This is a genomic window from Paractinoplanes rhizophilus (assembly GCF_042664765.1).
Classification (GTDB): Bacteria; Actinomycetota; Actinomycetes; order Mycobacteriales; family Micromonosporaceae; genus Actinoplanes; species Actinoplanes rhizophilus.
The window spans coordinates 188460-214710 of sequence record NZ_JBHTBJ010000008.1 but is presented as its reverse complement, the minus strand read 5'-3'; the positions used below and the strand labels follow the sequence as shown (position 1 = coordinate 214710).

Annotated in this window: 24 protein-coding genes and 3 pseudogenes; 5 read left to right on the top strand and 22 right to left on the bottom strand. The window is 71.5% G+C overall.

Annotated features, from left to right (window positions below; genetic code table 11):
* The first annotated feature begins 4 nt into the window (after nucleotides 1-4).
* Nucleotides 5-850 (top strand): DNA-formamidopyrimidine glycosylase family protein, encoded by an 846-nt coding sequence (locus ACFQS1_RS14730; protein WP_378968116.1) that lies wholly within the window; start codon nucleotides 5-7, stop codon nucleotides 848-850.
* On the opposite strand, the gene pspM is transcribed toward ACFQS1_RS14730, so the two are convergent.
* From pspM to rimO, 6 genes are all read right to left on the bottom strand, one after another.
* Complete coding sequence (gene pspM / locus ACFQS1_RS14725) at nucleotides 847-1614, bottom strand: phage shock envelope stress response protein PspM (protein WP_378968114.1); 768 nt, start codon at nucleotides 1612-1614, stop codon at nucleotides 847-849. The genes ACFQS1_RS14730 and pspM overlap by 4 nt on opposite strands.
* Nucleotides 1615-1649: 35 nt before the next feature.
* Entirely contained in the window at nucleotides 1650-2507 is an 858-nt protein-coding gene (locus tag ACFQS1_RS14720) for a PspA/IM30 family protein (RefSeq protein WP_378968112.1), read from the bottom strand.
* A gap of 294 nt (nucleotides 2508-2801) precedes the next feature.
* The gene (locus ACFQS1_RS14715; RefSeq protein WP_378968110.1) at nucleotides 2802-3203 is read right to left on the bottom strand and encodes a helix-turn-helix domain-containing protein; all 402 of its coding nucleotides are present in this window, start codon (nucleotides 3201-3203) and stop codon (nucleotides 2802-2804) included.
* Nucleotides 3204-3360: 157 nt separating this feature from the next.
* Nucleotides 3361-3861, bottom strand: coding sequence for a CinA family protein (locus tag ACFQS1_RS14710; protein WP_378968108.1), 501 nt, complete (start codon nucleotides 3859-3861; stop codon nucleotides 3361-3363).
* A 9-nt stretch (nucleotides 3862-3870) separates the two neighbouring features.
* On the bottom strand, nucleotides 3871-4455 hold the full coding sequence (gene pgsA, locus ACFQS1_RS14705) for a CDP-diacylglycerol--glycerol-3-phosphate 3-phosphatidyltransferase (protein ID WP_378968106.1): 585 nt from the start codon (nucleotides 4453-4455) through the stop codon (nucleotides 3871-3873).
* Nucleotides 4452-5924 carry a 30S ribosomal protein S12 methylthiotransferase RimO gene (gene rimO, locus ACFQS1_RS14700; protein WP_378968104.1) on the bottom strand — a complete coding sequence of 491 codons (1473 nt, stop codon included), beginning with the start codon at nucleotides 5922-5924 and terminating at the stop codon, nucleotides 4452-4454. The genes pgsA and rimO overlap by 4 nt, the downstream gene beginning before the upstream one ends.
* Before the next feature lie 102 nt (nucleotides 5925-6026).
* On the opposite strand from rimO, the gene ACFQS1_RS14695 reads away from it, so the two are divergent.
* Nucleotides 6027-7268: a glycosyltransferase 87 family protein gene (locus ACFQS1_RS14695; protein WP_378968102.1), complete on the top strand. Its 1242-nt coding sequence runs from the start codon at nucleotides 6027-6029 to the stop codon at nucleotides 7266-7268.
* Here ACFQS1_RS14695 and ACFQS1_RS14690 read toward each other — a convergent pair.
* From ACFQS1_RS14690 to ACFQS1_RS14680, 3 pseudogenes are all read right to left on the bottom strand, one after another.
* A pseudogene (locus ACFQS1_RS14690) lies at nucleotides 7219-8205 on the bottom strand (FtsK/SpoIIIE domain-containing protein); the annotation flags it as partial. The gene ACFQS1_RS14695 and the pseudogene ACFQS1_RS14690 sit on opposite strands and share 50 nt — an antisense overlap.
* Before the next feature lie 174 nt (nucleotides 8206-8379).
* Nucleotides 8380-9339, bottom strand: a pseudogene (locus ACFQS1_RS14685) (LAGLIDADG family homing endonuclease); the annotation flags it as partial.
* Between the two features lie 30 nt (nucleotides 9340-9369).
* Nucleotides 9370-10875, bottom strand: a pseudogene (locus ACFQS1_RS14680) (DNA translocase FtsK 4TM domain-containing protein); the annotation flags it as partial.
* A gap of 65 nt (nucleotides 10876-10940) precedes the next feature.
* Here ACFQS1_RS14680 and ACFQS1_RS14675 point away from each other — a divergent pair.
* On the top strand, nucleotides 10941-11363 hold the full coding sequence (locus ACFQS1_RS14675) for a type III secretion system chaperone family protein (RefSeq protein ID WP_378968100.1): 423 nt from the start codon (nucleotides 10941-10943) through the stop codon (nucleotides 11361-11363).
* On the opposite strand, the gene ACFQS1_RS14670 is transcribed toward ACFQS1_RS14675, so the two are convergent.
* The 6 genes from ACFQS1_RS14670 to ACFQS1_RS14645 form a co-directional block, all read right to left on the bottom strand.
* Complete coding sequence (locus ACFQS1_RS14670; protein ID WP_378968098.1) at nucleotides 11260-11673, bottom strand: DUF2784 domain-containing protein; 414 nt, start codon at nucleotides 11671-11673, stop codon at nucleotides 11260-11262. The two genes, ACFQS1_RS14675 and ACFQS1_RS14670, sit on opposite strands and share 104 nt — an antisense overlap.
* A gap of 19 nt (nucleotides 11674-11692) precedes the next feature.
* A complete protein-coding gene (locus ACFQS1_RS14665; RefSeq protein ID WP_378968096.1) occupies nucleotides 11693-13210 on the bottom strand; it encodes a S1 family peptidase in 1518 nt (505 codons plus the stop codon).
* 78 nt (nucleotides 13211-13288) lie between these two features.
* The gene (locus ACFQS1_RS14660) at nucleotides 13289-14977 is read right to left on the bottom strand and encodes a ribonuclease J (protein ID WP_378968094.1); all 1689 of its coding nucleotides are present in this window, start codon (nucleotides 14975-14977) and stop codon (nucleotides 13289-13291) included.
* Between the two features lie 17 nt (nucleotides 14978-14994).
* Nucleotides 14995-15888 carry a 4-hydroxy-tetrahydrodipicolinate synthase gene (gene dapA / locus ACFQS1_RS14655; RefSeq protein ID WP_378968092.1) on the bottom strand — a complete coding sequence of 298 codons (894 nt, stop codon included), beginning with the start codon at nucleotides 15886-15888 and terminating at the stop codon, nucleotides 14995-14997.
* 97 nt (nucleotides 15889-15985) lie between these two features.
* Nucleotides 15986-16510: a DUF2752 domain-containing protein gene (locus ACFQS1_RS14650; protein WP_378968090.1), complete on the bottom strand. Its 525-nt coding sequence runs from the start codon at nucleotides 16508-16510 to the stop codon at nucleotides 15986-15988.
* Complete coding sequence (locus ACFQS1_RS14645) at nucleotides 16507-17733, bottom strand: winged helix-turn-helix domain-containing protein (RefSeq protein ID WP_378968088.1); 1227 nt, start codon at nucleotides 17731-17733, stop codon at nucleotides 16507-16509. Before ACFQS1_RS14645 ends, ACFQS1_RS14650 begins: the two co-directional genes overlap by 4 nt.
* A gap of 56 nt (nucleotides 17734-17789) precedes the next feature.
* Here ACFQS1_RS14645 and ACFQS1_RS14640 point away from each other — a divergent pair, with 56 nt between their 5' ends.
* Nucleotides 17790-18362, top strand: a complete 573-nt coding sequence (locus tag ACFQS1_RS14640) for a GNAT family N-acetyltransferase (protein WP_378968086.1) — start codon at nucleotides 17790-17792, stop codon at nucleotides 18360-18362.
* Nucleotides 18350-18766, top strand: a complete 417-nt coding sequence (locus ACFQS1_RS14635) for a thiol-disulfide oxidoreductase DCC family protein (protein ID WP_378968210.1) — start codon at nucleotides 18350-18352, stop codon at nucleotides 18764-18766. The genes ACFQS1_RS14640 and ACFQS1_RS14635 overlap by 13 nt, the downstream gene beginning before the upstream one ends.
* Nucleotides 18767-18900: 134 nt before the next feature.
* Here the strand turns inward: ACFQS1_RS14635 and ACFQS1_RS14630 are convergent, their stop codons facing one another.
* The 7 genes from ACFQS1_RS14630 to rpsO all read right to left on the bottom strand — a co-directional run bounded on the left by ACFQS1_RS14630 (nucleotide 18901) and on the right by rpsO (nucleotide 26147).
* Complete coding sequence (locus ACFQS1_RS14630; RefSeq protein WP_378968084.1) at nucleotides 18901-19767, bottom strand: MFS transporter permease; 867 nt, start codon at nucleotides 19765-19767, stop codon at nucleotides 18901-18903.
* A complete protein-coding gene (locus ACFQS1_RS14625; RefSeq protein WP_378968082.1) occupies nucleotides 19764-20201 on the bottom strand; it encodes a hypothetical protein in 438 nt (145 codons plus the stop codon). The genes ACFQS1_RS14630 and ACFQS1_RS14625 overlap by 4 nt, the downstream gene beginning before the upstream one ends.
* Nucleotides 20202-20305: 104 nt before the next feature.
* Nucleotides 20306-21055 (bottom strand): 4-hydroxy-tetrahydrodipicolinate reductase, encoded by a 750-nt coding sequence (gene dapB / locus ACFQS1_RS14620; protein WP_378968080.1) that lies wholly within the window; start codon nucleotides 21053-21055, stop codon nucleotides 20306-20308.
* 4 nt (nucleotides 21056-21059) lie between these two features.
* Nucleotides 21060-21944 (bottom strand): phosphatase PAP2 family protein, encoded by an 885-nt coding sequence (locus ACFQS1_RS14615; RefSeq protein ID WP_378968208.1) that lies wholly within the window; start codon nucleotides 21942-21944, stop codon nucleotides 21060-21062.
* A 65-nt stretch (nucleotides 21945-22009) separates the two neighbouring features.
* The gene (locus ACFQS1_RS14610) at nucleotides 22010-23335 is read right to left on the bottom strand and encodes a M16 family metallopeptidase (RefSeq protein WP_378968078.1); all 1326 of its coding nucleotides are present in this window, start codon (nucleotides 23333-23335) and stop codon (nucleotides 22010-22012) included.
* Nucleotides 23336-23341: 6 nt separating this feature from the next.
* Nucleotides 23342-25675 carry a polyribonucleotide nucleotidyltransferase gene (locus tag ACFQS1_RS14605; protein WP_378968076.1) on the bottom strand — a complete coding sequence of 778 codons (2334 nt, stop codon included), beginning with the start codon at nucleotides 25673-25675 and terminating at the stop codon, nucleotides 23342-23344.
* Nucleotides 25676-25877: 202 nt separating this feature from the next.
* The gene (rpsO, locus tag ACFQS1_RS14600) at nucleotides 25878-26147 is read right to left on the bottom strand and encodes a 30S ribosomal protein S15 (protein WP_026206975.1); all 270 of its coding nucleotides are present in this window, start codon (nucleotides 26145-26147) and stop codon (nucleotides 25878-25880) included.
* Nucleotides 26148-26251: the final 104 nt, after the last annotated feature.

The window sequence follows — 26251 nt, the reverse complement described above, 5'->3', positions numbered from 1 at the left end:
GGGCATGCCCGAGGGTGACACCGTCTGGAACACGGCCCGCGTGCTCGAGCGCGCGCTGGCCGGCGACGTCCTGACCGGCAGCGACTTCCGGGTGCCGCGGCTCGCCACCGCCGACCTGGCCGGGTGGACCGTCGCCGCGTCGGCCAGCCGCGGCAAGCACCTGCTGCTGCGGCTCACCCGGGACGGCGAGAAGCCGCTCACCCTGCACTCCCACCTGCGGATGGACGGCGCGTGGCGGGCCTACTCGCCGGGCGAGCGCTGGGGCGGCCGGCCCGCCCACCTGATCCGGGTCGTGCTGCGCACCGCCCGCTCGGTGGCCGTCGGCTATCACCTGCACGACGTCACCCTGGTGCCCACCGCCGAGGAGGAGACCCTCGTCGGCCACCTCGGGCCCGACCTGCTCGGCGACGACTGGGATCCGGCCGAGGCCGCGCGGCGGATAGCCGCCAAGCCCGGCGCCACGGTCGCCGAGGCGCTGCTCGACCAGCGCAACCTCGCCGGCGTCGGCAACCTCTACAGGGCCGAGACGATGTTCCTGCGTGGACTCTGGCCGTGGACGCCGATCGCCGACGTGGCCGACCTCGACGGCGTGGTCACGCTGGCGCAGAAGCTGGTCGCCTCGAACAAGGGCCGCTGGACCCAGACCACGACCGGCTCGCTGCGGCGCGGGGAAACCACCTATGTGTACGGCCGGCGCGCCCAGCCCTGCCGCCGCTGCGGCACCGCGATCCGCAAGGCGGATCAGGACGAGCGCGTCACCTACTGGTGCCCGCGCTGCCAGCCAAGGCCGGCGGACGGCCAGACCGAGGCCGGCGGAACGGACGCAAGCCCGAGGCCGGCGGAAGGCTAGATCGACGTCGCGGGCGGGCGCTTGAGCTCGCCCAGCGCCTCGGCCAGCCCGCGCAGCCGGTCGGTCGCGTCGACCAGGCCGGCGAAGGCCGGGTGCTTGCCGTCGGTCATCGGGTGGCCGTCCTCGGCGACGTAGCCGGCCGCGGCCGCCACGAGCTGCTCGTACGCCGTCACGCCCTCGGTGAACTGCCCGACGAGCGAAGCGTGTGACTGCTCGATCGCCGCGCGCCGGTCACCGGGCGGACTGAGCGGGATGGCCCGCTCGACGCTCGCCACCCGCTGGCCGAGGTCGCGCAGCCACTGCTCGGCCGCCGCCGCCTCGAGGACGGCCGCCTCGCCCGGGCCGGTCAGCCGGTCGGCGAGCGCGGTGAGCGTGGCCGACGCCCGGTCGAGCCGGTCCCAGGCCTGGGTGATCGCCGAGCCGCGCAGCGCGTAGCGGTTCTTTTGCCGGCGCACCTCGTTGAGCATCGAGCGGCCGGCCGGGAAGCGCTCGATCGCGGCGGCCAGCCGTTGGCCGGCGAGCGCCGGGTCGGGCGGGGGCGGGGCCGGCGTGGCGGCGAGCGCGCGGTGGTCGCTCCACCGCCACCAGGCGAGCGCGACCGAGGAGCCGGCCGCGCCGGCCCAGATCGCGTCGACGACGCCGATCCCCGAATACGGCGTGAGGACCGCGGTGGCCGCGACCAGGCCGCCTCCCAGCACGCTCCACCGCCGCGCCGAACCGCGCAGGCGCTTGAGCCGCCGGAAGTATCTGGTCCGTTCGTCCACCGTCGGTCCTCTCCCCGGGAACGCGATCAAACGGGTCAGCCCGCCGCGGTCGTGTCGCCCCGCTTCTGGTTCATGCTGGCGCGGATCTCGTCGAGCCGGGCGACGCTGGCCGGGTCGGCGGCCGGCGGGGCCTGCTCGACCGCGGGCTGCTGCGGCGCGGCCCCGAGCTTCTCACCGGCCATGCTGGCCCGGATCTGCTCGAGCCGGGACGAGCCGGCCAGGTCGAGGCTGGATTTCTGCACCTCGAGCATGCGTCCCTCGACCGAGTTGGACGCGAGCTCGGCGCGGCCCATGGCGTTCGCGTACCGCTGCTCGATCTTGTCGCGGACCTCGTCGAGCGACGGCGTGTTGCCGGGCGCGGCGAGCGACGACATCGACTCCAGCGACTTGGCCACCGTCTCCTGCATCTTGGCCTGCTCGAGCTGGCTGAGCAGCCGGGAGCGCTCGGCGATGCGCTGCTGCAGCACCATCGCGTTGTTCTCCACCGCCTTGCGGGCCTGGCCGGCCGCGCCGAGGGCCTGGTCGTGCAGGGTCTTGAGGTCTTCCATCGACTGCTCGCCGGAGACCAGCTGGGTGGCGAGCGTCTGCGCGGTCGACTCGTATTTCTGTGCCTCTGGCTCGTTGCCGTCGGCGCGGGCCTTGTCCGCGAGGACCAGCGCCTGGCGGGCCATGCCCTGCAGCTTCTCGACCTCGGACATCTGGCGGGACAGCTTCATCTCCAGCTGCCGCTGGTTGCCGATGACCGCCGCGGCCTGCTGCACGAGGGCCTGGTGCTGCCGCTGCGCGTCCTCGATGGCCTGCTGGATCTGCACCTTCGGGTCGGCGTACTCGTCGATCTTCGCGCCGAAGAGCGCCATCATGTAACGCCAGCCCTTGACGAACGGGTTCGCCATATCGCGGTATCCCCTCAATGTCGCTCAGTCTCGGCACCATCAACGCAGCGGACGAGGAGCCGTCTGCGATGGCGCGTGACCACCATCGTGACAGCTCGCCGCCACCGGCGTCACGTGTCCTCGGGGGGATCTCAGGGTCTCCCCCACGGCTTCGAGGCTACGCCGTGCCGAGGGTCAGGGTCGATCCCGGATGGGACATCCACATACGGCGAGAGCCGAACCGCCAAACGGCGATCCGGCCCTGGTGGAACCCTGCTCTGGTAGAACCCTGCTCTGGTGGAACCCTGCGACGAACTATGCGGCGTACACGACTTCGCGGTTGGGTTTCCGCGTGGTGCGCAGCGTCGCCTTGAGCGGCGAGTCCTGGCGCACGGAGACGGCGACGTCTCCCTCGCGGGCAACCTTGCGGACGGCGGCGGGCTCGTCGGCCGGCTTGACCGGCGTGAGCACGCCCTCCATCTCTTCGGCGAGCAGCAGCGTGTCGCTGACCTCGCCCAGCACCTCGGACAGGCGCGCGCCGAGCGCTTCGCAGATCGCGGCGAGCAGCTCGCTCGACGCCTCTTTCTGACCGCGCTCGATCTCGGACAGATACCCCAAGCTGACATTCGCGGCGGTGGACACCTCGCGCAGCGTGCGGTGCTGTCCCTGCCGGCGCGCCCGAAGTGCGTCGCCGATAACCCGGCGTAGCAGGACCATGGCACCTCCTCCTGCGGCGGGCCGCCGGCACGCGCCGGAGGCTTCCCGCAACCGTACCCGTTGCCGGCGACGCCGACATCCCGCCCCGCCGAATTCCGGACGGGCCCGGCGGCGGGACCTCGGTTCAACAACCGCGGTCACTGCGACATTCCGCAGCTCAGGACCGGCTCGACGCCTCCTGCAGGGTGTCCGAGAGGAGGCGCAGAACACTCGTCACACTTTCGGTGCGAATGGCGTCCCGATTTCCGTCGAGTTTCAGCTCGCGTACGGCCGAACCGGCCGCGCCCGCGACGGCGATGTAGACCAGCCCCACCGGCTTGCCGTCCTGCGGATCGGGGCCCGCCACCCCGGTCGTGGCCAGGCCCCAGTCGGCGCCGCAGCGCTCCCGGCACCCGGCCGCCAGGGCCACCGCCACCTGCGGATCCACCGGCCCGCGCTCCTTCAGCAGCAACTCGGGCACGCCGGCCAGCGAGGCCTTGAGATCGGTGGCGTACACCACCAGGCCGCCGCGGTAGACCGCGCTGACCCCCGGAATCTCGACGATGGTGGCGGCGACCAGGCCGCCGGTGAGCGACTCGGCAGTGGCCACCGTCTCACCGCGCTCGACCAGGCGATGGACCGCCGCGGCGGCGGCCACGCGGATCTCGGACTCGTCCACGACCCGAGTTTAGTGATCGCGGCGCAGCCGCACGGCCTGGACCAGATAGTCGGCGCCGGTGACCACCGTCACGGCCAGGGCGGCGCCCATCAGCCACGGGCCGACCACGTCGAACGGCTCCGGAACCGGCCACAGGTACCAGGCGATCGCGGCGATCTGCAGCACGGTCTTGAGCTTGCCACCGCGGCTGGCCGCGATGACGCCGTACCGGATGACCCAGAAGCGCAGCGCCGTCACGCCCCACTCGCGGGCCAGGATGACGATCGTCACCCACCAGGGCAGCCGGTCGTAGATCGAGAGCAGGATCAGGGCGGTGCCGGTGAGCGCCTTGTCGGCGATCGGATCGGCGATCTTGCCGAACGAGGTGACCAGCGACCACTTCCGGGCGATCCAGCCGTCCACGAAGTCGGTCGCCGAGGCCAGGCAGAAGACGAGGCAGGCGGCGATGCGCGGGCCGGTGCCGGTGAGCCCCGAGGCCACCACGATGACGACGAAGACCGGGACCAGCACGATCCGCAGCACGGTGAGAACGTTCGCCGGGTTGTACGGCGACACCGCCTTGGGCGCCGTGATGGGGACCGGCTCGTCGGTCACGGCCGGGGCACCGGCGCCGCGTCGATCATCTCGACCGGCACCGCGATCAGGTCGACGCCTTCGGTCGCGGTCACCCGGGCCCGGACCAGGTCACCGGGGCGCAACTTATCAAGATCTGCGGGTGCGGCCCCCGGTACGAGCGTAGTGGAGCCGTCCACCTCGGGGGCCTGGTGCTCGGCCCGGCCCTCGACCTCGCCACCGTCGATCGAGTCGACCAGCACCTCGACGATCGAGCCCAGCCGTTCCTCGGCCCGCTGGGCGCACAGCTCGTCGGCCAGCGACACCAGCCGGTCGTAGCGGCGCTTGACGGTGTCTTCCCGCACCTTGCCGGGCAGGCCGGCCGCCTCGGTACCGTCCTCGTCGCTGTAGTCGAAGACGCCGATCGCGTCGAGCCGGGCGTCGGTGAGGAAACGGACCAGCTCGTCGGCGTCCTGCCGGGTCTCGCCGGGGAAGCCGACGATGAAGTTGCTCCGCGCGCCGGCCGCGGGCGCCAGGGCGCGGGCCGACGCGAGCAGCTCGAGGAAGCGCTCGGTCGAGCCGAAGCGCCGCATCCGGCGCAGCACCGGCTCGCTCGAGTGCTGGAACGAGAGGTCGTAGTAGGCCGCGACGCCGGGCGTGGTGGCGATCACCTCGACCAGGCCGGGCCGGGTCTCGGCCGGCTGCAGGTAGCTGGCCCGCACCCGGACGATGCCGTCGACCGCGGCGAGCTGGGGCAGCAGCTTTTCCAGCAGCCGCGGGTCGCCCAGGTCCTTGCCGTACGACGTGCTGTTCTCACTGACCAGGACCAGCTCGCGCACGCCGGACCGGGCCAGCCACTCGGCCTCGGCCAGCAGCTCCTGCGGGTCGCGCGAGACGAACGCGCCGCGGAACGCCGGGATCGCGCAGAACGAGCAGCGCCGGTCGCAGCCGCTGGCCAGCTTGAGCGAGGCCACCGGGCCGTTCTCGAGGCGGCGGCGCAGCACCGTGCGCAGATGGGCCGGGGTGTGCTCGTCGACCGTGGCATGGCCGGGGATCACGACCTTGGCGGCGTGGCGCTGGACCGGGGTGATCGGCAGCAGCTCGCGGCGGTCGCGCGGGGTGTGCGCGTCGAAGCGCTCGCCGGCCAGGACGCCGTCGAGACGGGCCGCGATGTCGGTGTAGTCGTCGAAGCCGAGCACGGCCTGCGCCTCGGGGAGGCTGTCGGCCAGCTCCTTGCCGTACCGCTCGGCCATGCAGCCGGCCGCCACCACCTTGGCGCCGGTGTCGGCGGCCGCGAGCAGCGTCTCGATCGAGTCCTGCTTGGCCTTTTCCACGAAGCCACAGGTGTTGACCAGCACCACGTCCGCGCCGGACGCGTCGGTGCTGACCGCCCAGCCGCCGGCGTCGAGCCGGGCTGCGAGCTCTTCCGAGTCGACCTCGTTACGGGCACAGCCCAGGGTGAGAAGGGCGACGCGGCGACCGGGAGGATTTGCAGAAGGGGTTACCGACACTCCGCCAACGTTACCGGGCGCCGCTCGGCGACCGTTCCCCCGCACGGACGGTAACTCCCGGTTTGATCGGAGCGAGCCGCTCGGGCCGCGATACTCGGCACGATGGCGAACGTCGGAAAACCGCCCCGGTACGCCGAGGTCGTGCTGGTGGGCGCGCTCATCGGGTGCGCGGCGCTGGCCCGCTCGGCGGGCTGGGCGGTGCGGACGAACGACATGGCGATCTTCGACATGTGGTACCACCAGATCGCCGCGGTCGGCCCGCGGCACGGGGTGGGCGACCAGATCGGCAACTACAACGCGCCGTTCGTCTACCTGCTGGCGGCCCTGGTCTATGTGCCCGGGCCGCTCGTCGTCAAGCTCAAGGCCGTCTTCGTCGCGTTCGACGTGGCGCTCGCCTTCTTCGCCTACCGGATCGTGGGCCGCCAGTTCGCGGGCCGCCGGATCCCGACCGCGGCCGCGCTGGTGGTGGTCCTGCTGCCGACCGTGGTGATCAACGCCTCGTGGTACGGCCAGATGGACGCCATGTGGGCGGCGTTCGCGCTCGGCGGGCTGTACTTCCTCCTCCGCGACCGGCCGTGGCCGGCGGTGGCGCTGTGCGCGGCGTCCTTCGCGATCAAGCCGCAGGGGATCTTCTTCTTTCCGCTGCTGTTGCTGCTCGCGCTGGCCGGCCGGCTGCCCTGGCGCACGCTGCTGGCCGTGCCCGCCGTCATCGCGGTGCTCGACCTGCCCGCGCTGCTGGCCGGGCGCGACCCGGTCGAGCTGTTCACGATCTACGACCTCGGGCGCCAGGCCAAGCACATCCCGGTCCTCACCTATCGCGCCCCGAGCCTGTACGCCTTCATCCCGGCCGGCCCGGCCGCCGACACCGTTCGCACGCTCGGCTACGTCTTCACGGCCGTGGTCGTCCTGGGCCTGTGCTACATCCTGATCGTCCGGAACGTCCGCGTCGCCGGGGGCCGGATGGTCGCGATCGCCGCGCTCTTCTCGCTCGCGATGCCGTTCTTCCTGCCCGGCATGCACGAGCGCTACTTCTTCCTCGCCGACGTGCTGACCGCGGTGCTGCTCTTCTACCGGCCGCGGCTGTGGCCGGTCCCGCTGCTGGTCCAGGCGGCTTCGCTGCTCTGCTACGAGCCCTACCTGTTCGGCGGCCGCTCACCCGCCATGCTCGCGCTGACCGTACCGGCGGCGCTCATGCTCGCCGCCCTCGGGACGCTTGCCCACCACGTACTCAAGGACGCTTTTGATCGTGAAAGGCCCGAGATCCCGGACACTCCGGCCGAGCTCGAGGCGGCGCTCAGTCCAGGCGCAGCGCGGCGAGGGCCTCTTCCAGCCCGTCGGGCTTGACCAGCACGTCGCGGGCCTTGCTGCCCTCGGAGGGCCCGACGATGTCGCGCTGCTCCATCAGGTCCATCAGCCGGCCCGCCTTGGCGAAGCCGACCCGCAGCTTGCGCTGCAGCATCGACGTCGAGCCGAACTGGCTGGTCACCACCAGCTCGATCGCCTGCAGCAGCAGGTCCAGGTCGTCGCCGATCTCCTCATCGATCTGCTTCTTCTTGCTCGGCGGCGCGTCGGTCACGCCCTCGCGGAACTCCGGCTCGCGCTGGTCCTTGCAGAACTTGACGACCGCCGCGATCTCCTTCTCGTCGACCCACGCGCCCTGGATGCGGGTCGGCTTGGAGGCGCCCATCGGCAGGAAGAGGCCGTCGCCGCGGCCGAGCAGCTTCTCGGCGCCCGGCTGGTCGAGGATGACCCGCGAGTCGGCGAGGCTCGACGTCGCGAAGGCCAGGCGGGACGGGACGTTGGCCTTGATCAGGCCGGTCACCACGTCGACCGACGGGCGCTGGGTGGCCAGCACCAGGTGGATGCCGGCGGCCCGGGCCAGCTGGGTGATCCGCACGACGGAGTCCTCGACGTCGCGCGGCGCGACCATCATCAGATCCGCCAGCTCGTCGACGATCACCAACAGATAGGGGTACGCCTTGAGCTCGCGCTCGCTGCCCGGCGGCGCGGTGATCTCGCCGCTGCGCACCTTGCGGTTGAAGTCGTCGATGTGCCGTACGCCGTTGGCCGCGAGATCGTCGTAGCGCATGTCCATCTCGCCGACCACCCACTCGAGGGCGTCCGCCGCCTTCTTCGGGTTCGTCACGATCGGCGTGACCAGGTGCGGGATTCCCTCGTACGCGGTCATCTCGACCCGCTTGGGGTCGACCAGCAGCAGCCGCACCTCGTCCGGGGTGGCCCGGGTCAGCAGCGACACCAGCAGCGAGTTGAGCAGGCTCGAGTTGTGGGTGGCGATGTGCGCTCGGCTCGCCAGATAGAGCCGGCTCGGGCTGTCGACCTGGATACATCGCACCGGCACCGACGCCACCGGCCGGACATCGACGACGTAACGACGCCGAGTCGTCGATCGGCTCTCCGCGTTCAGCCGGGCAAGCTTGCGGGTCAGCCGGAACACCTTGTCGGCTGTGGTGAAGTGGATCCGATAGCACGTCGACGTCGCGTCCGTCCGGCCGTTCACCGGTTTCGTCGTCATCGTTGCCTGGTATCCCAGCCCCAGGATCAGCTCCAGCGCGTCGCCGGCAAGCCGTTCGCTGGTCAGCGCCAGTTCCACCTGGCCGCTCTCGGTCGCGGTCCCGTCGGTGTCCAGCAGGCCGGCCAGCAGAGCGCGCCGTTGTTCCTCCGACGCGCGGAGGTACTCCGCGGGTATGTGCTTCTCGCCGATCTCCACGAATTGCGCCCGCAGCGTGCGGTACCGGCTCCGAGCGGGCGGCACCGGCACGGCGGAGCGGTTCGAGAGGGTGTACTGGATCTCGGAGTGCGCGCGCTTGAGCACCTCGTAGCCGTCAAGCCGAATCTGATCGAGGATTTCCGGGTCGGCGCACGTCAGGCCCGCGCCGCCGGTGGTGCCGTCACCCAGCCAGCAACCGAGTGTGTAGGGCGCGATCGGCAGGTCACGCTCCGGAAGCCGCAAGGGGCCGCAGACGTCGACGGCGTGGTTCGCCCATTCGCCGTGCGGCCCCACCCGCAGCGTTTCGGCAAGACGAGCCGTGGTCACCGTTCCGTCGTCATGGACCCTGCGGGTACGCGAGCGGAACTGTGACCCGACCTCGTCGATGATCTCGCTGGACGGCGCCGGCCGGTCCGGCTCGCCGAGCGCCGACGCGGCCCGCTGGGCGACGATCTCCCGGTCGCTCGGCGACCAGTACGAGCCGTCGGCCCACCGATGCGTCCGCTGCGTCCGACCGGCGCGCGTGGTGGTACGCCACTCATGTTCCGCGTCGGCGACGATCACGGTGCCGTCGGAGAACTCGACCTCGTAGCAGGGGCGGTTGTGGAGCACGGGGGTGGCGGCGATCACTGTGCAAGGCACGCCGCGCTCGTCGAACACCTGGTCCCCGACCGTCAGGCCGGCCATCGTCGACCAACCGCCCGGAGTCGGAACGGGAGTGTCGAGGGCCAGCGCCTTGCCGGCACCGGTGGCGCCGGCCACCAGAATGTGCGGCATCTTGGCGAGGTTGGCGACCACATAGCCGCCCTCGATGTCTTTGCCGAGCCCGACCAGCATCGGGTGGTGGTCGCTGGTAGCGGCCCGCGAGCGCAGCACGTCGCCGAGCGAGACCATCTCGGGGTCGGTGTTCGGGATCTCGACGCCGACCGCGCTCTTGCCCGGGATCGGGCTGAGGATGCGCACGTCGGCCGACTTCACCGCGTACGCGATGTTGCGGGACAGCTGGGTGATCCGCTCGACCTTGACGCCCGGGCCGACCTCGACCTCATAGCGGGTGACCGTCGGGCCGCGGGTGAAGCCGGTGACCACGGCGTCGACGTTGAACTGGTCGAACACGCCGGCCAGGGCGGCCATCACCTCGTCGTTGGCGCGGCTGCGGGCCTTCGCCGGGGCGCCGGTCGACAGCAGGGTCGGCGGCGGCAGGTGGTAGTCGCCCTCGAGCGCGGTGATCTCGAGCTGCTCGGCCCGGGTGGGCAGCGGCGAGTGCTCGGCCGGCGCGGCCGGCTTTTTCCGGCTTTTCGGGATGGGGACGACATCGTGGACGATTTCGTCGTCTTCGTCTTCGAGGGGCGGCGCGAGCCCGATGTCGGCGAGCGAGCCCTGCCGACGGCGCGCCGGGCGCCTCGGCTTGACCGGCTCGTCGTCCTCCGCCAGGTCGAGGTCGATGTCCGGCGCGGGCAGCGGGGCGCGCTCGGTGTTGCGGCCCAGCAGCACGTCGACCAGCAGCAGCACCCGCTCGGGGATCTTGTTGATCGGCGTCGCGGTGATCACCAGGAGGCCGAAGACGAACAGCAGCACCAGCAGCGGCACCGCCACCCAGCCGGTCACCGCCCGCTCGAGCAGCCCGCCGACGCCGTAGCCGAGCAGGCCGCCGGCGTTGTCGGTGGCCAGGTCGCCGCCGGGCGCGGGCTTCTGGGCGATGTGCAGCAGGGACGCGGTGGCCAGGATGATCGCCGTCCAGCCGACCAGGCTGCGGCCGCGGTGCTCGGGGTCGGCCGGGCGGCGCATCAGCCGGATCGCGCCGTAGAGCAACAGCAGCGGCAGCAGCACGGCAAGCCCGCCGAAGAACAGCCGGACCGCGTCGGCCAGCCACTTGCCGACCGGGCCGGCGCTGCCCGCCCAGACCGCCACGCCGATCACGATGGCCAGGCCCAGCATCAGAAGGCCGGCGCCGTCGCGACGGTGCTCGGGGTCGATCTCCTTGGCGTTGGCGGCCTGGCGGCCGACGCCGCGGGCCACCCAGCCGACGCCGTGCGCGACGCCCATCCACAGGGCGCCGACGCCGCGGCCCAGCCCGGCGGCGACGACCGAGCCGGCCGAGGGGCGGGCGCGGGTCGCCGAGGGGCGGCGGCGGGCCGGCGCCTTCCGCGGCGCCACCTTGCGGGGGGCCGCCTTCCGGGGCGCGGGCTTCCTCGCCCTCGCCGGAGGTGTGCGGGCAGCCATGGAATACACCGTAGCGTCGATGCGCCCGGCGAACGCGAAGGCGCACCGCGGGCTACTGTCGTCCGGTGCAGGCTTTGACCCATGAAATGATCAAGTCGGTGCTGGGCGCTCGCGAGTTCAGCTACATGATCGACGAGGACGGCGACGTCGTCGGGAACTTCCAGGGCAACCTGGTGTATTTCTTCCAGATCGGCGAGCAGGGCGAGATGCTCCAGGTGCGCGCCATGGTGCAGCACGCCTTCGGGATGGAGGACGTGGTCCGCCTCTACGAGTTCTGCAACGCGTGGAACCACGACCGGCTCTGGCCGAAGGCGTACGTGCACATCCAGGACGACGGCGTGGTTAACGTCATCGGCGAGGTGCTCGCCGACTGGGAGAAGGGCGTCACTCCCGAGCAGCTCGATCAGGTGATGATCTGCGGGATAGCGACGGGCTGCCAGCTCGCCGACGCCGTCGCCGAGCTGCGGCAAAACCGGCCCACGAGCTGAGCACCACCAGGGCCGCGGCGACCTGCGCGGCCCGCTCGTGCCCGGCGGGATAAAACAGGCCGGCCACGTGGTTGGCGAGGAAGCCGCCCTCGTGCGCGGGCAGGCCGGCGTGGGCGCGGGCGCGGTCCTCGACCCAGGTGAGCGGGCAGGGCAGGCCGGCCATGACCACCAGCAGCAGCCAGGTGGCCGCGGCGACCTGGAACCAGATCAGCCGCGGCCACCGCCACGCGACGAAGCCGCCGAGCAGTCCCAGGCCCAGGAACGCGAAGTGCAGGGCCACGGCGACGTACGCGACGGCTTCGAAGAACACATCGGCAACGGTACGGGGTTTACGGGGTGGCGAACCCCAGGGTGTACGAGCCGGTGCCGGAGGTCGCGCGGACCACGTACCGGTAGGTGCCCGAGCGCGCGTTGACGCTCAGGGTCTTGTCACCCGCCCCGGTCGCCCGGGCCACGGTCCGGAACCCGGCGCCGGTCAGGCGCTGCAGGAACAGGTCGAAGTCGGCGCCGTCGGGGGCGTCGAGGCAGGCGGTCTGCCGGCCGGCGTTGGCCCGGAAGGCGCCGTTGTTCGGGGTGGCCTGGGCCGCCCCGGCGCGGTTGATCGCGCCGCGCCGCTGCACCGGGAGCGACGCGCAGGCGTTGGCGCTCTCGGCCGGCGGCGTGGTGGCCTGAGCGCCGCCGCCGCTGGTCACCAGCGTGAGGTTGTTGGCCGCGAGGATCTCGTTGACCGGCTGGAAGAACGTCTCGCCGCCGACCGTGCAGTCGCCCGAGCCGCCCGAGGTCACGCCCTGGGCCTGGTCACCGGAGAGCCACGGCCCGCCGGAGTCGCCGCCCTCGGCGCAGACGTTGGTGCGGGTCAGGCCGGTGACCGCGCCCTCCGGGTACACGACCGTCTGGTTCTTGGCCAGGATCGTGCCGCAGCGGGTGCCGGTGGTCGAGCCGGAGCGGCAGATCGCCGCGCCCACCGGGGCCTCGGTGTTGCCCGCGACCGGGAGCTCGTTGCCCTGGAAGTCGTTGACCACCGGGCGCGGGGTCCAGTCGCCGTTGACCTCGACGAAGCCCATGTCGGCGTTGCCCGGGAAGACCGACGCCCGCACCACGCCCTGGGCCCGCTGGTTGAAGCCGGACGTCTGGTCGCCCGGCGTGCCGCAGTGTCCGGCGGTCACGAAGCCGCCCTGGACCGAGAAGCCGATCGAGCAGCGGGCGGTGCCGCCGTCCAGGGAGATGAAGTACGGGTCGGCGCCGCGCACGTCGAACAGTGGCTTCGGCACGGCCGAGCTGGTCAGCACGCGGACCGCGTCACCCTTGACGCCCGCCTCGGCGGCGAGGCTACGGGCCGCCGCCGTCCGGCCCGGCTTGGCGACCACGACCACCTTGTTGGTCTGCACGTCGACGTACCAGCCGGTCACCCCGGCCGCGTCCGCGCGCACCGCGTCCAGCTTCTCCTTCGCCGAGTTCAGCGTCTGCTCGCTGCGCTTGACCAGCACCGGCTCCGCGCCCGCCGCGCGAACCGCGTCCGCCGCGCCCGGGTCGGTCACCGCGACCTTGAGCGTGGTGCCGTCGGTCGCGAGCCACGCGCCGCCGAAGTCCGAGCCGGTCTTCGCGGCCAGCGTGGCGGAGACGCCACTCGCCCACTTCGCCCGCTTGAGCCGGGCCGTCGCCTGGCCGCGGTCGAGGCCGAGGTCGCGTGCCATCGCCGCGAGAATCTGCGGGGACACGTCGGACCTGGTCGCCGGGGCGGACTTGGCCGACGACGTGGTGCCGGCCATCGAAGGCAGGGTGAAGGCCACCGCCGCTCCGACCGCCGCCACGACCGCCGCCGCCACGGCGATCCTGCTGCGCTGCATCTCGAGGAACTCCCCTCAGCCACGGGTGCCGTGGGGGCGGCACCGTGACCTGAGGTACGGACCTCGCGGGCGGAAGGTTCAGACTTCGACGACGGTCGGTACGATCATCGGCCGTCGTCGATACGCGTCGTTGACCCAGCGGCCCACCGTCCGGCGCACCACCTGCTGCAGCTGGTGCGTGTCGGTGATGCCGTCCTCGGCCGAGCGGTGCAGGGCCGCGGTCAGCAACGGGATGACCGGGCTGAACGCCTCGGGGTCCTCGGAGAAGCCCTTGGCCGAGATGTTCGGCTCGCCGACCACCTTGCCGGTCACCGAGTCGATCACCACGGTGGCCGAGATGAAGCCGCCGTCGCCCAGGATGCGCCGCTCGGTGAGCAGCGACTCGCTGACGTCGCCGACGGCCAGGCCGTCCACGTACACGTACCGGTTCTCCACCCGGCCGACGTGCCGCGCGTGCCCCTCGACCAGGTCGACCACGTCGCCGTCCTCGCAGAGGACGACGCGGTCGGCCGCCACGCCCGACTCGACGCCGAGCTGGGCGTGCGCGCGCAGGTGGCGCCACTCGCCGTGCACCGGCATGAGGTTGCTCGGCCGCACGACGTTGAGCAGGAACAGCAGCTCGCCGGCCGGGGCGTGGCCGGAGACGTGCACCTTGGCCGTCTCCTTGTGGATCACCGTGGCGCCGGCCCGGGACAGCTGGTTGATCACCCGGTAGACCGAGGTCTCGTTGCCGGGGACCAGCGAGCTGGCCAGCACCACGGTGTCGCCGGGGGCGATCGTGATGTGCCGGTGGTCGCCGGTCGACATCCGGCCGAGCGCGCTCATCGGCTCGCCCTGCGACCCGGTCGACATGAAGACGATCTCGTCGCCCGGCAGGTTGGTCGCCTCGTCCAGGCTGACCAGCAGGCCGTCCGGGATGTTCAGCAGGCCCAGGTCGCGGGCGATGCCCATGTTGCGCACCATCGAGCGGCCGATCAGGGCCACCTTGCGGTCGTACTCCCAGGCCGCGTCCATCACCTGCTGCACCCGGTGCACGTGCGAGGCGAAGCTGGCCACGATGATGCGGCCCTTGGCCTTGCCGAAGATCGAGCTGAGCACCGGGCCGATGTCGCGCTCGGGGGCCACGAAGCCGGGCACCTCGGCGTTGGTCGAGTCGGAGAGCAGCAGGTCGACGCCCTCGGCGCCGAGCCGGGCGAAGCCGGCCAGATCGGTGATGCGCCCGTCCAGCGGCACCTGGTCCATCTTGAAGTCGCCGGTGTGCAGCACCAGGCCGGCCGGCGTGCGCACGGCGACCGCCAGCGCGTCCGGGATGGAGTGGTTGACCGCGAAGAACTCGCACTCGAACGGGCCGAGCCGTTCGGTCTGCCCCTCCCGCACGGTCAGCGTGTACGGGTCGAGCCGCCGCTCGGCGAGCTTGGCCTCGACCAGCGCGAGCGTGAACTCCGACCCGACCAGCGGGATGTCCGCCTTGTGGGCCAGCAGGTAGGGCACGGCGCCGATGTGGTCCTCGTGGCCGTGGGTCAGCACGATCGCCTGGATGTCGTCGAGGCGGTCGAGGATCGGGGTGAAGTCGGGCAGGATCAGGTCGACGCCGGGCTGCTCGACGTCGGGGAAGAGCACCCCGCAGTCGATGACGAGCAGCTTGCCGTCGAACTCGAGCACGGTCATGTTGCGGCCGATGGCTCCGAGCCCGCCGAGCGGGACGACGCGCAGGGCGCCCTCCGGCAGCGGCGGTGGTGGATCCAGCTCCACGTGAGCTTGACTCATTCGCGTCTTTCTCTGTATTAGAGGACGATGCCGGCTTTCGCGGCGTCCTCGCGCAACTGGTTCAGTTCGTCGTCGCCGGCGTCGACCAGCGGAGACCGCACCGGGCCGGCGGGCAGCCCGCGGGCGCGCAGGCCGGCCTTCACCAGCATGGTGCCGGGTGCCCGGAAGATGCCGGTGAACAGCGGCAACGCTTTCCGGTGCCGGGCCAGGGCGGCGGCGACGTCGCCCCGCTCGTACGCCTCGATCATCTCCTTGGCGATCGGGCCGGTGAAGTGGGTGGAGGTGCCGACCAGGCCGACCCCGCCGACGGCGAGCAGCGGCAGCGTGGCCGCGTCGTCGCCGGAGTAGTAGGCCAGGCCGGTGCGGGCGGTGACCCACGAGGACGCGGTGAAGTCGCCCTTGGCGTCCTTGACCGCGACGATCCGGTCGTGCTCGGCGATCCGGCACATGGTCTCGGTGGCGATCGCCGTGCCGGCCCGGTGCGGGATGTCGTAGACCATGATCGGCAGCTCGGCCGCGTCGGCCACGGTCAGGAAGTGCTTGGCGACGCCGGCCTGCGGGGGCTTGTTGTAATACGGCGTCACGACCAGCAGGCCGTGCGCGCCCGCCTTCTGCGCGGCGTGGGCGAGCTCGAGCGTGTGGGCGGTGTTGTTGGTGCCGACGCCGGCGACGACCTTGGCCCGGTCGCCGACCGCGTCGACGACCGCGCGGAGCAGCGTCTCCTTTTCCGCGTCGGTGGTGGTCGGCGACTCGCCGGTGGTCCCGCTGATCACGAGCGCGTCGTTGCGCTGCTCGTCGACGAGGTAGGTGGCCAGTTTCGCCGCGCCCTCGACGTCGAGGGAGCCGTCCGGGGCGAAGGGAGTGACCATGGCGGTCAGCAGCCGTCCGAAGGGTCGCGGGTCGTGCGTCATACCGACAACCTATCGGACGCGCCGCCAAGGGTCTGAATCGAAGTGGGGGCCGGAGCGAGGCGAGGTCCAGGTGTCGTCTCCCACTTCGATTCCGACCCTATACGTAGAAAGCGGTGAACGGCGCCCAGGGCAGGTTACGCAGCACGCTCCAGACGCCCCAGACCGCCACGAATGCGATCATCGCGCCCGGACCGATCCTGAGCTGCGGCAGGTTCCACTTGAACAGCCGTTTTCCGGCCCACGCCACGTACATGTACAGCAGGAACGGCACGGCGAAGGTGAAGATCGCGTGGTGCCGGGCGGCCGCGGGCACGTCGCCGTGCAACAGATACCACGCCGCGCGGGTGCCGCCGCAGCCCGGGCAGACGAACCCGGTCGTGTATTTCAGCAGGCAGGTCGGGGCGTCGCCGGCGCCCGCGTCGGCCGGGTGGGTGGCCAGCGTGTAGCCGACCGCGCCGGACATGCAGACCAGCGCCGCGAACGGGGCGGCCCAGACCGGCGACCGGGCCCAGACGCGCTGGACGAACCGGGTGACCACGTCCGGCCGCGGCGGCGCGTAACCCGCATATCCCCATCCCGGCGGCAGGGCCGGACCCTGCACGGGCTCATCTGCCAGGGTCATGGCTGCGACGGTACACCCGCGAGGGCAACACCCAGCGGGCCGGCGAAGTCACCCTTGACCGGCGCGGTGACCGTGTGCAGGCCCAGCCAGCCGGCCAGCCGGCGCAGCTCGGCGGCCAGCGCCGCCGCGGTCTCCTCCTGATCGGCCGCCGGCTCCAGCCAGGCGGCGGGGATCTGCAGCTCGCCGGCCTTGCGATCGGCCTTGAGATCGACCCGCGCCGCGAACCGGTCGCCGAGCAGGAACGGCAGCACGTAGTAGCCATAAAGGCGCTGCGGCGCGGGCACGTAGATCTCGATGCGATAGGACAGATCGAACAGCCGCTCGGTGCGGCCCCGTTCCCAGATGAGCGGATCGAACGGGCTCACCAGGGTCGACGCGCGCACCCACCGCGGGAGCTTGGCCTCGCGATGCAGATAGGCCGGCTGCTTCCACCCCTGCACCACCACCGGCACCAGCACCTCGTCGTCGACGAGCTCCTGCACCGCCTGCTTGAAGCCCTCGACCGGCAGCCGGAAGTAATCGCGCAGCTCGGGCTCGGCGGCCACCCCCAGTGCCCGGGCGGACATCTCGACCAGTGCCCGGATGGCATCGGGATACGCGGGCGTCGGCGCATCGAGCACCGATGCCGGCAGGACGCGCGACGGCAGGTCGTATCGCCGGGCGAACGACGTCGTGCGCGAGGCGGCCGTCACCTGGCCGGTGTAGAACAGCCACTCGAGCGCCTGTTTGACCACCGACCAGTTCCACCCCCAGTGGTCCTTGCGGCGGGGCGCGTCGTGCTCGATCTCGGCCGCCGTGATCGGCCCGCGGGCCCGCACCTCGTCGAGCACCCAGGCCACCAGCTCGGGCTGCTCCTTGACGATGCGCACCATGCTGCCCCAGGCGAAGTCGGCCGCCCGGGCCATGCGCCATCGGAACAGCGGCTGCAGGTCGGTGGTGATCAGCGACGCCTCGTGCCCCCAGAACTCGAACAGCTCCCGGGGCTTGCGGTAGGCCGCGCGCTCCAGCAGCTCGACCGGATAGGGCCCGAGGCGGCTGTAGAGCGGCATGAAGTGGGCGCGCTGCAGCACATTGACCGAATCCATCTGGATCAGATGCAGCCGGCGCAGCACGCGGCGCAGGTGGCGCATGTCGGTGACGCCGCCGGGCCGGCGGTCGGTGAAGCCCTGGGCCGCCAGCGCGACGCGCCGGGCCTGGGCGAGCGAGAGCGATTCGAGTCCCATCGCTGTGCAGGCTAGACCGGGGGTACGACAAAAACGCCGGTCGGTAGGCTCGCGGCATGGCACTCGGTTTCGTCCGTCCCGCTCGTCCCGAGGACGCCGCGGAGATCGCCCGTATCCAGCTCACCACCTGGCGCACGGCGTACCGGCGGATGTTCCCCCCGCACGTGCTCGCCGGCCTCGACGAGGCGGAGCTGGCCGGCGCCTGGCGGCAGACCATCCAGGAGCTCCCGTCGCCGCGCCACCGCGTGCTCGTCGCCGTCGAGCAGGGCGAGTCGGCCACCGAGGTGGTCGGTTTCGCCGCCGCCGGCCCGGCCGACGAGGAGGCCCTGGCCCCCGAGGAGCCGCCGCTGCCGATCACCTTCGCGGCGATCACCGACCTGCTGGTCGAGCCGCGGTGGGGCCGCCGCGGCCACGGCAGCCGCCTGCTCTCGGCCACCGTCGACCTGTGGCGCGAGGACGGCTTCACGCACGCCGTGGCCTGGGCGTACGAGCAGGACAAGGCCACCCAGAAGTTCCTGACCTCGGCCGGCTGGTCCCCCGACGGCGCCGGCCGCGCCCTCGACGTCGACGACATGCTGGTCCCCCAACTGAGGCTGCACGCCGACGTGAGCGCAGAATTGCCGTCGTGACCGCCACCTTCGTCTACGACGGCGACTGCGCCTTCTGCACCACCTGCGCCGAGTTCATCGAACGCCGCATCCCCACGCGCGCCCGGGTCATCCCGTGGCAGTTCGCCGACCTCGACGCGCTCGGCCTCACCCAGCAGGAATGCGAGGAAGCGGTCCAGTGGGTCGCCGGCAGCGTCAGAGCGTCGGGCCCGGATGCCATCGCCCTGCTGCTCCAGGACGCCGGCCGGTTCTGGCAGGTCGCGGGTAGCGCGCTCGCCGTCGCACCGGTCCGGCTCGCCGCCTGGCCGGCCTACCGCTGGATCGCCGACCACCGGCACCTTCTGCCCGGCGGCACGGCGGCTTGTTCGCTACCGCAAGCTCAGCGCGACCTGCTCTTCGGCACGGACGCGCCCCGCCGACCTTGATAGCTTGGCGCGCGCAACGCGCAGAAGCTCATCATCGCCGCGCCACCACCAGCACCCGCCCGGCGATCTTGACAACGTCGCGCGCGTAGCGCACGGGAAGTCACTATCGCTGGAGCGCAACCGGCGGCCACGCGCTACGTCGCCGGCTCGGCCTCGGCGATCGGCGGCGGGCCGGCCGTCTCGCGCCCGAGACGACGGCGGACCCAGACGACCGGCCGCACCTTCTCGAGGGCCAGGAAGCTGGTCATCGCCACCAGGTGCGGCGCGAACGAGATGGTGATCGTGGCGAACGTGATCAGGTGGAACGAGTAGAAGAACGCCACCACCGCCCAGCGCCACCGCTGCGGCACCGCGAAGATCAGCGGGCTGGCGAGCTCGAACACGATGATGCCGAACTGGGCGGCGATCAGCAGCCCGGGCACCACCGCGATCTGGTCGGCCAGCCAGGTGCCGCGGCGGATGATGGCCTGGGCCAGCACCGCGCTGGTCGGCCAGTCGAGGCCGCCGAACCGCAGCTTGGCCCACGCCGCCAGGAAGTAGGTGCAGACCACCGCGATCTGGGTGACCCGCAGCGCCCATCCCCCGGCCTCGGACAGCGTCCGGTCGCCGTGCCGGGCCCGGCCGATCGTGGGCAGCACCGCCAGCGCCACCAGGAGCCCGACCCGGTCGTGGTCGACCTTGCCGTAGCTCATCGCGATGATCATCCACTCGAAGTAGAGCGCGAAGACCGCCCAGCCCAGGATCCGGGGCGCCCGCCCGGTGGCGGCGGCCAGGGCCAGCACGATCAGCGTCCAGAAGATCGAGTGCACGATCAGCGGCGTCGGGGTCGGCAGATGCAGGATCCGGCCGGCGAGCAGCGGCTGGTACAGGGAGCCCGGCGTGTTCGCGTGCGAGCGCACCCACGGCGTGAAAACGACCAGGTCGAGAGCGACGAACAGGTAGACGACGGTGCGGAACGCGGCGATCCGGCCCAGCGGGACCGGCGAGAAGAGCCACCTCATGGCCGGGTCCATTCGGCGATGACCTGGTCGCGGTAGCTGCCGGTGGGCCGGGCGTGCTCGATGCCGTGCCAGCGCACCACGATCCGCACCGTCGTGAGTGCGGGCGCGGCGGGCGTGTGTGCCGCGTATGCGTCGGCGACCTCGCTCAGGCGGGACGGCGCCGACACGTACGTCTGCTCCTGTCCCTCGATCTCGGCCCGCCGGATGCCGCTGTTGCCCTCGGTGATCTGCACCGTGCGCCCGGCGGCGTCCACCCCTTCCACCCGGGTGTCCTTGGCGTCGCCGTTCGGGTCGGGCGCCGTCGAGTACATCCGGAACGGCCCGAACGGGAAGTCGTCGTCGACGCCGAACAGGGTGCCGCCGAGCAGCAGCACCCCGCAGACCACGGTGGCCGCGGTCCGGATCCAGCGGCCACGAGGAGTAAGCGAGTTCATCGCGAGCCAACCTACAACCTGGTGTCAGCCCCGTTCGGCGGCCCTCGACGGGCACCACCCGGACCGGGCCGCCCGACGGGCTGTCAGTAAAGCCGGAAGGGCCGTCAGTCGAGCAGTGCGTCGAGGCCGATCGTCAGGCCCGGGTGGCTCAGCACGCTGCGGACCGCGAGCAGCACGCCCGGCATGAACGACACCCGGTCGAGTGAGTCGTGCCGGATCGTCAGGGTCTCGCCGGCGCTGCCGAACAGCACCTCCTGGTGGGCCACCAGGCCGGCCGCGCGCACCGAGTGCACCCGCACGCCGTCGACCGTCGCGCCGCGGGCGCCGGCCAGCTCCTCCTTGGTGGCGTCGGGCATCGGCGGGCTGCCGGCCGCGGCGCGGGCGTCGGCGATCAGCTTGGCCGTGTGCATCGAGGTGCCGCTCGGCGCGTCCAGCTTGCGCGGGTGGTGCTGCTCGATGATCTCGACGGACTCGAAGTACCGGGCCGCCTTGGCCGCGAACTGCATCATCAGGATCGCGCCGATGCCGAAGTTGGGCGCGATGAGCACGCCCACCGAAGGCCGCCGCGCCAGCCAGTCACGCACCTGCTCCTGCCGCTGCGGCGTGAAGCCGGAGGTGCCGACGACCACGCTGATGCCCTGCTCGATGGCCCACTGCAGGTTGGCCATCACGGCGTCGGGATTGGTGAAGTCGACCAGCACCTGGGCGCTCTTGTCGGCGGCACGGAACAGCGGGTCGCCCTGGTCGATCATCGCGACCAGCTCAAGGTCATCGGCGGCGTCGACCGCCTTGCACACCTCGAGGCCCATCCGGCCGCGGGCCCCGAGCACACCAACGCGAATCGAGTCAGTCACCAGGTCAACCTATCGGATGTCGCCGTGCCCACCATCGTTCGGCCAGCCCGACCACCAGGAACGTCAGCCCCACGTAGAGCCAGCCGACCAGCACGTCGGCCACGTAGTGCTCGCCGGTGTAGACCAGCGTGAACGTCATCGCCAGCGGATATGCCAGCAACACCGGCCACCAGCGCTTGCGGACCATGGGCAGGAAGAAGGCAACAGCCATCAACGCGTACGCCGTGTGCAGCGACGGCATGGCGGCGACCGGGTTCGACTGATCGGCCTGCAGTCCGTTCAACGTGTTGCCGGCGCTGTGCAGGCCGAGCACGTCGAATCCGCGCGACGAGAAGCGCGCCACGTGATCGCCGAGGTAGCCACGCTCGGACGCCCACCACGGCGGCGCGGCCGGGTAGAGGAAGTAGGTGATCAGGCCGGCCATGCTGAGGAAGATCCACCGGCGGATGAACCGGTAGGAGAGCCCACGGTTTCGCACCCACAGGATCACCGCGACGGTGGGCACGGTCAGGAAGTGCGAGATGTAGACCAGCGTGGTCGCCACCTCCCACCAGGGCACGTGGCTGGGGTCGTACAGGTGCTGCTGCAGCCAGACCGTCGGAATGTGTCCACCGGTGAGCCGGCCGAACATCTTCTCGTCGGCGTCGATCATGAACTGGACGTGCGGGTCGAAGAGCTTGTCGGCCGAGCCGCGGGACACGTTGTAGAAGACCAGCAGCAGCACCACCGGCAGCCAGTCGCGCAGGAAGATCAGGTGCTCGCGCCACGGCCGGTAGTTGCGCCAGGCGATGGTGGCCAGCCAGAGCCAGCCGAACGCGACGAGCGGATCGCTGGTGGGGACGCCGACGACCGCGACGAACAGGATGAAGGCCACCGCCCAGACGGCCATCCCGGCGACCCGGCGCTTGCGCACATCGGGAACGACGGGGGTCTCGGGCGGGGTCTCCAACGTCGTCACGAGAACGCGGCCTCGTCGAACGGACCCACCACCGCCAGCGACATCGGCTGCGACAGCAGCTCGTGCGCGATCGCGTCGACGTCCTCGGCGGTCACGGCGTCGACCCGGCCGAGCAGCTCGTCCACGGTCATCAGGTCGCCGTAGAGCAGCTCGGACTTGGCCAGCCGGCTCATCCGCGAGCCCGAGTCCTCGAGCCCCAGCACGTACGAGCCCTTCACCATGCCCTTGCCGCGGGCGATCTCCTCGGCGGTCAGCCCCTTGTCCGCCACCCGGGCCAGCTCGGCGCGGGTCAGGTCGAGCACCTCCTCGACCTTGCCGGGCGCGCAGCCGGCGTAGACGCCGAACAGGCCGGCGTCGGCGTACTGGCTCGCGTACGAGTAGACCGAGTAGGCCAGGCCCCGCTTCTCGCGGATCTCCTGGAACAGGCGGCTGGACATGCCACCGCCGAGCACGTTGTTGAGCACACCCAGCGCGAAGCGGCGCTCGTCGCGGCGGCCGATGCCGACCCCGCCCAGCACCACGTGCGCCTGCTCGGTGTCGCGGTTGCGCACCACGGTGTGCGGCTTCTGGTGCCGGACCCGCTTGATGCCCGCGCGCGGGCCGGCCGGGTCGCCCGCCGCCGAGTCCAGCGCGGTGCCGGCGAGGGCCTTGCGCACCAGCCGTACGACGGTGGCGTGCTCGAGGTTGCCCGCGGCCGCGACCACGATGTGCGGCGGCGTGTAACGCCGCCGGTAGAAGCCGTTGATCTGGGTACGCGTCATCGGGGTGATCGATTCCTCGGTCCCCGAGATGAGCCGGCCCAGCGGGTGATCACCGAAGATGGCCTCGGTGAAGATGTCGTGCACCTCGTCGCTCGGCTCGTCCTCGTGCATGGCGATCTCTTCGAGGATGACGCCGCGCTCGACCTCCACGTCGGCCGGGTCGAGGATCGAGTCGGCCACCGCGTCGCAGAGCACGTCGACCGCCAGCGGCAGGTTGTCGTCGAGCACCCGCGCGTAGTAGCAGGTGTACTCCTTCGTGGTGAAGGCGTTGGTCTCGCCGCCGACCGCCTCGATCTCGGCCGAGATCTGCAGCGCGGTGCGCTTGTGCGTGCCCTTGAAGAGCAGGTGCTCGAGGAAGTGCGACGCGCCGGACATGGCCGGTGTCTCGTCGCGCGAACCGATGCCCACCCAGACGCCCAGCGACGCGCTGCGCGAGCCCGGGATCGCCTCGGTGATGACGCGCAGGCCGCTGGGCAGGACCGTGCGGCGCACGCCGTCGCCCAGGGCCTTGGTAAGGGCGCGGGCCGGCCTTCCGGCCGGCCCGCGGAAACTCGCTGTCACCTTTTGTTACTCGCTGCGGGGCGCACGGTCGCCGCCACGCTCGCCGCCGCTGCGCTGGCGACGCCGGCGCGGCTCGCCGCCCTCACGGTCGCCACGCGGGCCGCGGTCCTCACGAGGCGGACGCGACTCGCGGCCCTCGGCGGAAGCCGGGGTCTCCTCGCCCTCGGGACGGACCTTGTCAAGGTAGATCTTGCCGCGGGCGTCGATGTCGGCGATGGACACCTCGACCTTGTCGCCGACGTTGAGGTAGTCCTCGACCTTTTCCACCCGCTTGCCGTCGCCCACCTTGGAGATGTGCAGCAGGCCGTCGCGGCCGGGCAGCAGCGAGACGAACGCGCCGAACGCGGCCGTCTTGACCACCGTGCCGAGGAACTTGTCGCCGACCTTGGGCAGCGTCGGGTTGGCGATCGCGTTGATCCGCTCGACCGCGGCGTCGGCCGACGGGCCGTTGGTCGCGCCGACGTAGATCGTGCCGTCGTCCTCGATGGAGATGTCGGCGCCGGTCTCGTCCTGGATCGCGTTGATCGTCTGACCCTTGGGGCCGATCACCATGCCGATCTTGTCGACCGGGATCTTGACGGTGGTGACCCGCGGCGCGTAGTCGCTCATCGACGCCGGGGCGTCGATCGCGGCCGCCATCACCTCGAGGATCGTGGTGCGGGCGTCGTGCGCCTGCTGCAGCGCGCCGGCCAGCACGTCCGACGGGATGCCGTCGAGCTTGGTGTCCAGCTGCAGGGCGGTGACGAACTCGCTGGTGCCGGCGACCTTGAAGTCCATGTCGCCGAACGCGTCCTCGGCGCCGAGGATGTCGGTCAGCGCGACGTACTGGGTCTTGCCGTCGACCTCGTCGGAGATCAGGCCCATCGCGATGCCGGCCACCGGCGCCTTCAGCGGCACACCGGCGCTCAGCAGCGACAGTGTCGAGGCGCAGACCGAGCCCATCGAGGTGGAGCCGTTGGAGCCCAGCGCCTCGGAGACCTGGCGGATCGCGTACGGGAACTCCTCGCGCGACGGCAGCACGGGCACCAGGGCCCGCTCGGCCAGCGCGCCGTGCCCGATCTCGCGGCGCTTCGGCGAGCCCACCCGGCCGGTCTCACCGGTCGAGTACGGCGGGAAGTTGTAGTTGTGCATGTAGCGCTTGGTCTTCTCGGGCGCGAGAGTGTCCAGCGTCTGCTCCAGCCGCAGCATGTTCAGCGTGCTGACGCCCAGGATCTGAGTTTCACCCCGCTCGAACAGCGCCGAGCCGTGCACCCGCGGCAGCACGCCGACCTGAGCGGTCAGCGGCCGGATGTCGCGCGGGCCGCGGCCGTCGATGCGGATCTGCTCGCGCAGCACGCGGGCGCGCACCTCGGACTTGGTCAGCGACCGGAAGGCGGCGCTGATCTCCTTCTCGCGACCCTCGAACCGCTCGTCGAGCAGGTCGTGCGCCTTCGCCTTGATCAGGTCGAGGGCTTCCTCACGGTCCTGCTTGGCGGCGATCTTCAGCGCCTCGGCGGTCTCCTCGCGGACAGTCTCGGCGACCGCACCGAAGACGTCGTCCTGGTAGTCGAGGAAGACCGGGAACTCGGCGACCGGCTTGGCGGCGACCTCGGCCAGCTCGCTCTGCGCGCGGCACAGCTCGCGGATGGCGGGCTTGGCGGCCTCCAGGCCGCTGGCCACGACCTCCTCGGTCGGCGCGACGGCGCCGGCCGAGATCAGCTTGATCGCGTGCGGGGTGGCCTCGGCCTCGACCATCATGATCGCGACATCGCCGTCGGGCAGGACCCGGCCGGCCACGACCATGTCGAAGGTGGCCCGCTCGAGCTCCTCCAGGGTCGGGAAGGCGACCCACTGGCCCTCGACGTGCGCGACGCGCGTCGAGCCGACCGGGCCGCTGAACGGCAGGCCGGAGAGCTTGGTCGACATCGAGGCGCCGTTCATGGCGACCACGTCGTACGGGTGGGCCGGGTCGAGCGCGAGGACGGTCTCGACGACCTGGACTTCGTTGCGCAGGCCCTTGGTGAACGACGGGCGCAGCGGCCGGTCGATCAGGCGGCAGGTGAGGATCGCGTCCTCGCTGGGGCGGCCCTCACGGCGGAAGAACGAGCCGGGGATGCGGCCCGCGGCGTACATCCGCTCCTCGACGTCCACCGTCAGGGGGAAGAAGTCGAAGTGCTCCTTGGGCGCCTTGCTGGCGGTGGTGGCCGACAGGACGACCGTGTCGCCGAGCCGGACGATCACCGAGCCGGCGGCCTGCCTGGCCAGCCGGCCGGTGGAGAAGGTCACCTCGCGGGTGCCGAACGCACCGTTGTCGATGATGGCGGTACGCGAGTCGGTACCGAGAGCGCTCTGCTCTGTCATGGTGTTGCGGAACTCCTTCGTCGAGGACCCGGCGGTCTGCTACGCGGTGTTCAGGCTGCCGGTCTTCGATCGAAGTGCCCAGGAGGTCGGCCTGGGAACCACTACCGAGGACCGGTGTCTGTTGGCCTGCAACCGCGCGGGTCCGTGGGTTTGGTGCTGGTGTGACGCGGGGGAGCGGCCCGGTGGCCACTCCCCCGTCAGGTCATCGGCGCAGGCCGAGCCGCTCGATGAGCGACCGGTACCGCTGGATGTCCTTCTTCTGCACGTAGTTGAGCAGGCGGCGGCGGCGGCCGACCAGCAGCAGCAGGCCACGCCGGCTGTGGTGGTCGTGCTTGTGCACCTTCAGGTGCTCGGTGAGGTCGGCGATCCGCTTGGTCAGCATCGCGACCTGCACCTCGGGCGACCCGGTGTCGCCGTCCTGCGCCTTGTACTCGTCGATGATCTTGGTCTTGGTCTCTTGATCGAGCGCCATGTTCTCCGTGCTTCTGTGTTGCCGGCTTCAAAGCTCCGCACCCGCGGCGTCGGGCAGGCACGCGGAACCGGTCGTTGGGTAGCCCAACGTCGCGTCAACCCTAC

Excerpts from the sequence above, each read along its gene's own strand:
- ACFQS1_RS14645 (WP_378968088.1), bottom strand. The coding sequence starts at position 17,733 with ATGGGACTCGAATCGCTCTCGCTCGCCCAGGCCCGGCGCGTCGCGCTG.
- ACFQS1_RS14665 (WP_378968096.1), bottom strand. The coding sequence starts at position 13,210 with ATGCAGCGCAGCAGGATCGCCGTGGCGGCGGCGGTCGTGGCGGCGGTC.
- ACFQS1_RS14615 (WP_378968208.1), bottom strand. The coding sequence starts at position 21,944 with ATGGCCGTCTGGGCGGTGGCCTTCATCCTGTTCGTCGCGGTCGTCGGC.
- ACFQS1_RS14715 (WP_378968110.1), bottom strand. The coding sequence starts at position 3,203 with ATGGTCCTGCTACGCCGGGTTATCGGCGACGCACTTCGGGCGCGCCGG.
- ACFQS1_RS14660 (WP_378968094.1), bottom strand. The coding sequence starts at position 14,977 with ATGAGTCAAGCTCACGTGGAGCTGGATCCACCACCGCCGCTGCCGGAG.
- ACFQS1_RS14650 (WP_378968090.1), bottom strand. The coding sequence starts at position 16,510 with ATGACCCTGGCAGATGAGCCCGTGCAGGGTCCGGCCCTGCCGCCGGGA.
- ACFQS1_RS14695 (WP_378968102.1), top strand. The coding sequence starts at position 6,027 with ATGGCGAACGTCGGAAAACCGCCCCGGTACGCCGAGGTCGTGCTGGTG.
- ACFQS1_RS14730 (WP_378968116.1), top strand. The coding sequence starts at position 5 with ATGCCCGAGGGTGACACCGTCTGGAACACGGCCCGCGTGCTCGAGCGC.
- ACFQS1_RS14720 (WP_378968112.1), bottom strand. The coding sequence starts at position 2,507 with ATGGCGAACCCGTTCGTCAAGGGCTGGCGTTACATGATGGCGCTCTTC.
- ACFQS1_RS14640 (WP_378968086.1), top strand. The coding sequence starts at position 17,790 with ATGGCACTCGGTTTCGTCCGTCCCGCTCGTCCCGAGGACGCCGCGGAG.
- ACFQS1_RS14630 (WP_378968084.1), bottom strand. The coding sequence starts at position 19,767 with ATGAGGTGGCTCTTCTCGCCGGTCCCGCTGGGCCGGATCGCCGCGTTC.
- ACFQS1_RS14605 (WP_378968076.1), bottom strand. The coding sequence starts at position 25,675 with ATGACAGAGCAGAGCGCTCTCGGTACCGACTCGCGTACCGCCATCATC.
- ACFQS1_RS14625 (WP_378968082.1), bottom strand. The coding sequence starts at position 20,201 with ATGAACTCGCTTACTCCTCGTGGCCGCTGGATCCGGACCGCGGCCACC.
- dapA (WP_378968092.1), bottom strand. The coding sequence starts at position 15,888 with ATGACGCACGACCCGCGACCCTTCGGACGGCTGCTGACCGCCATGGTC.
- rpsO (WP_026206975.1), bottom strand. The coding sequence starts at position 26,147 with ATGGCGCTCGATCAAGAGACCAAGACCAAGATCATCGACGAGTACAAG.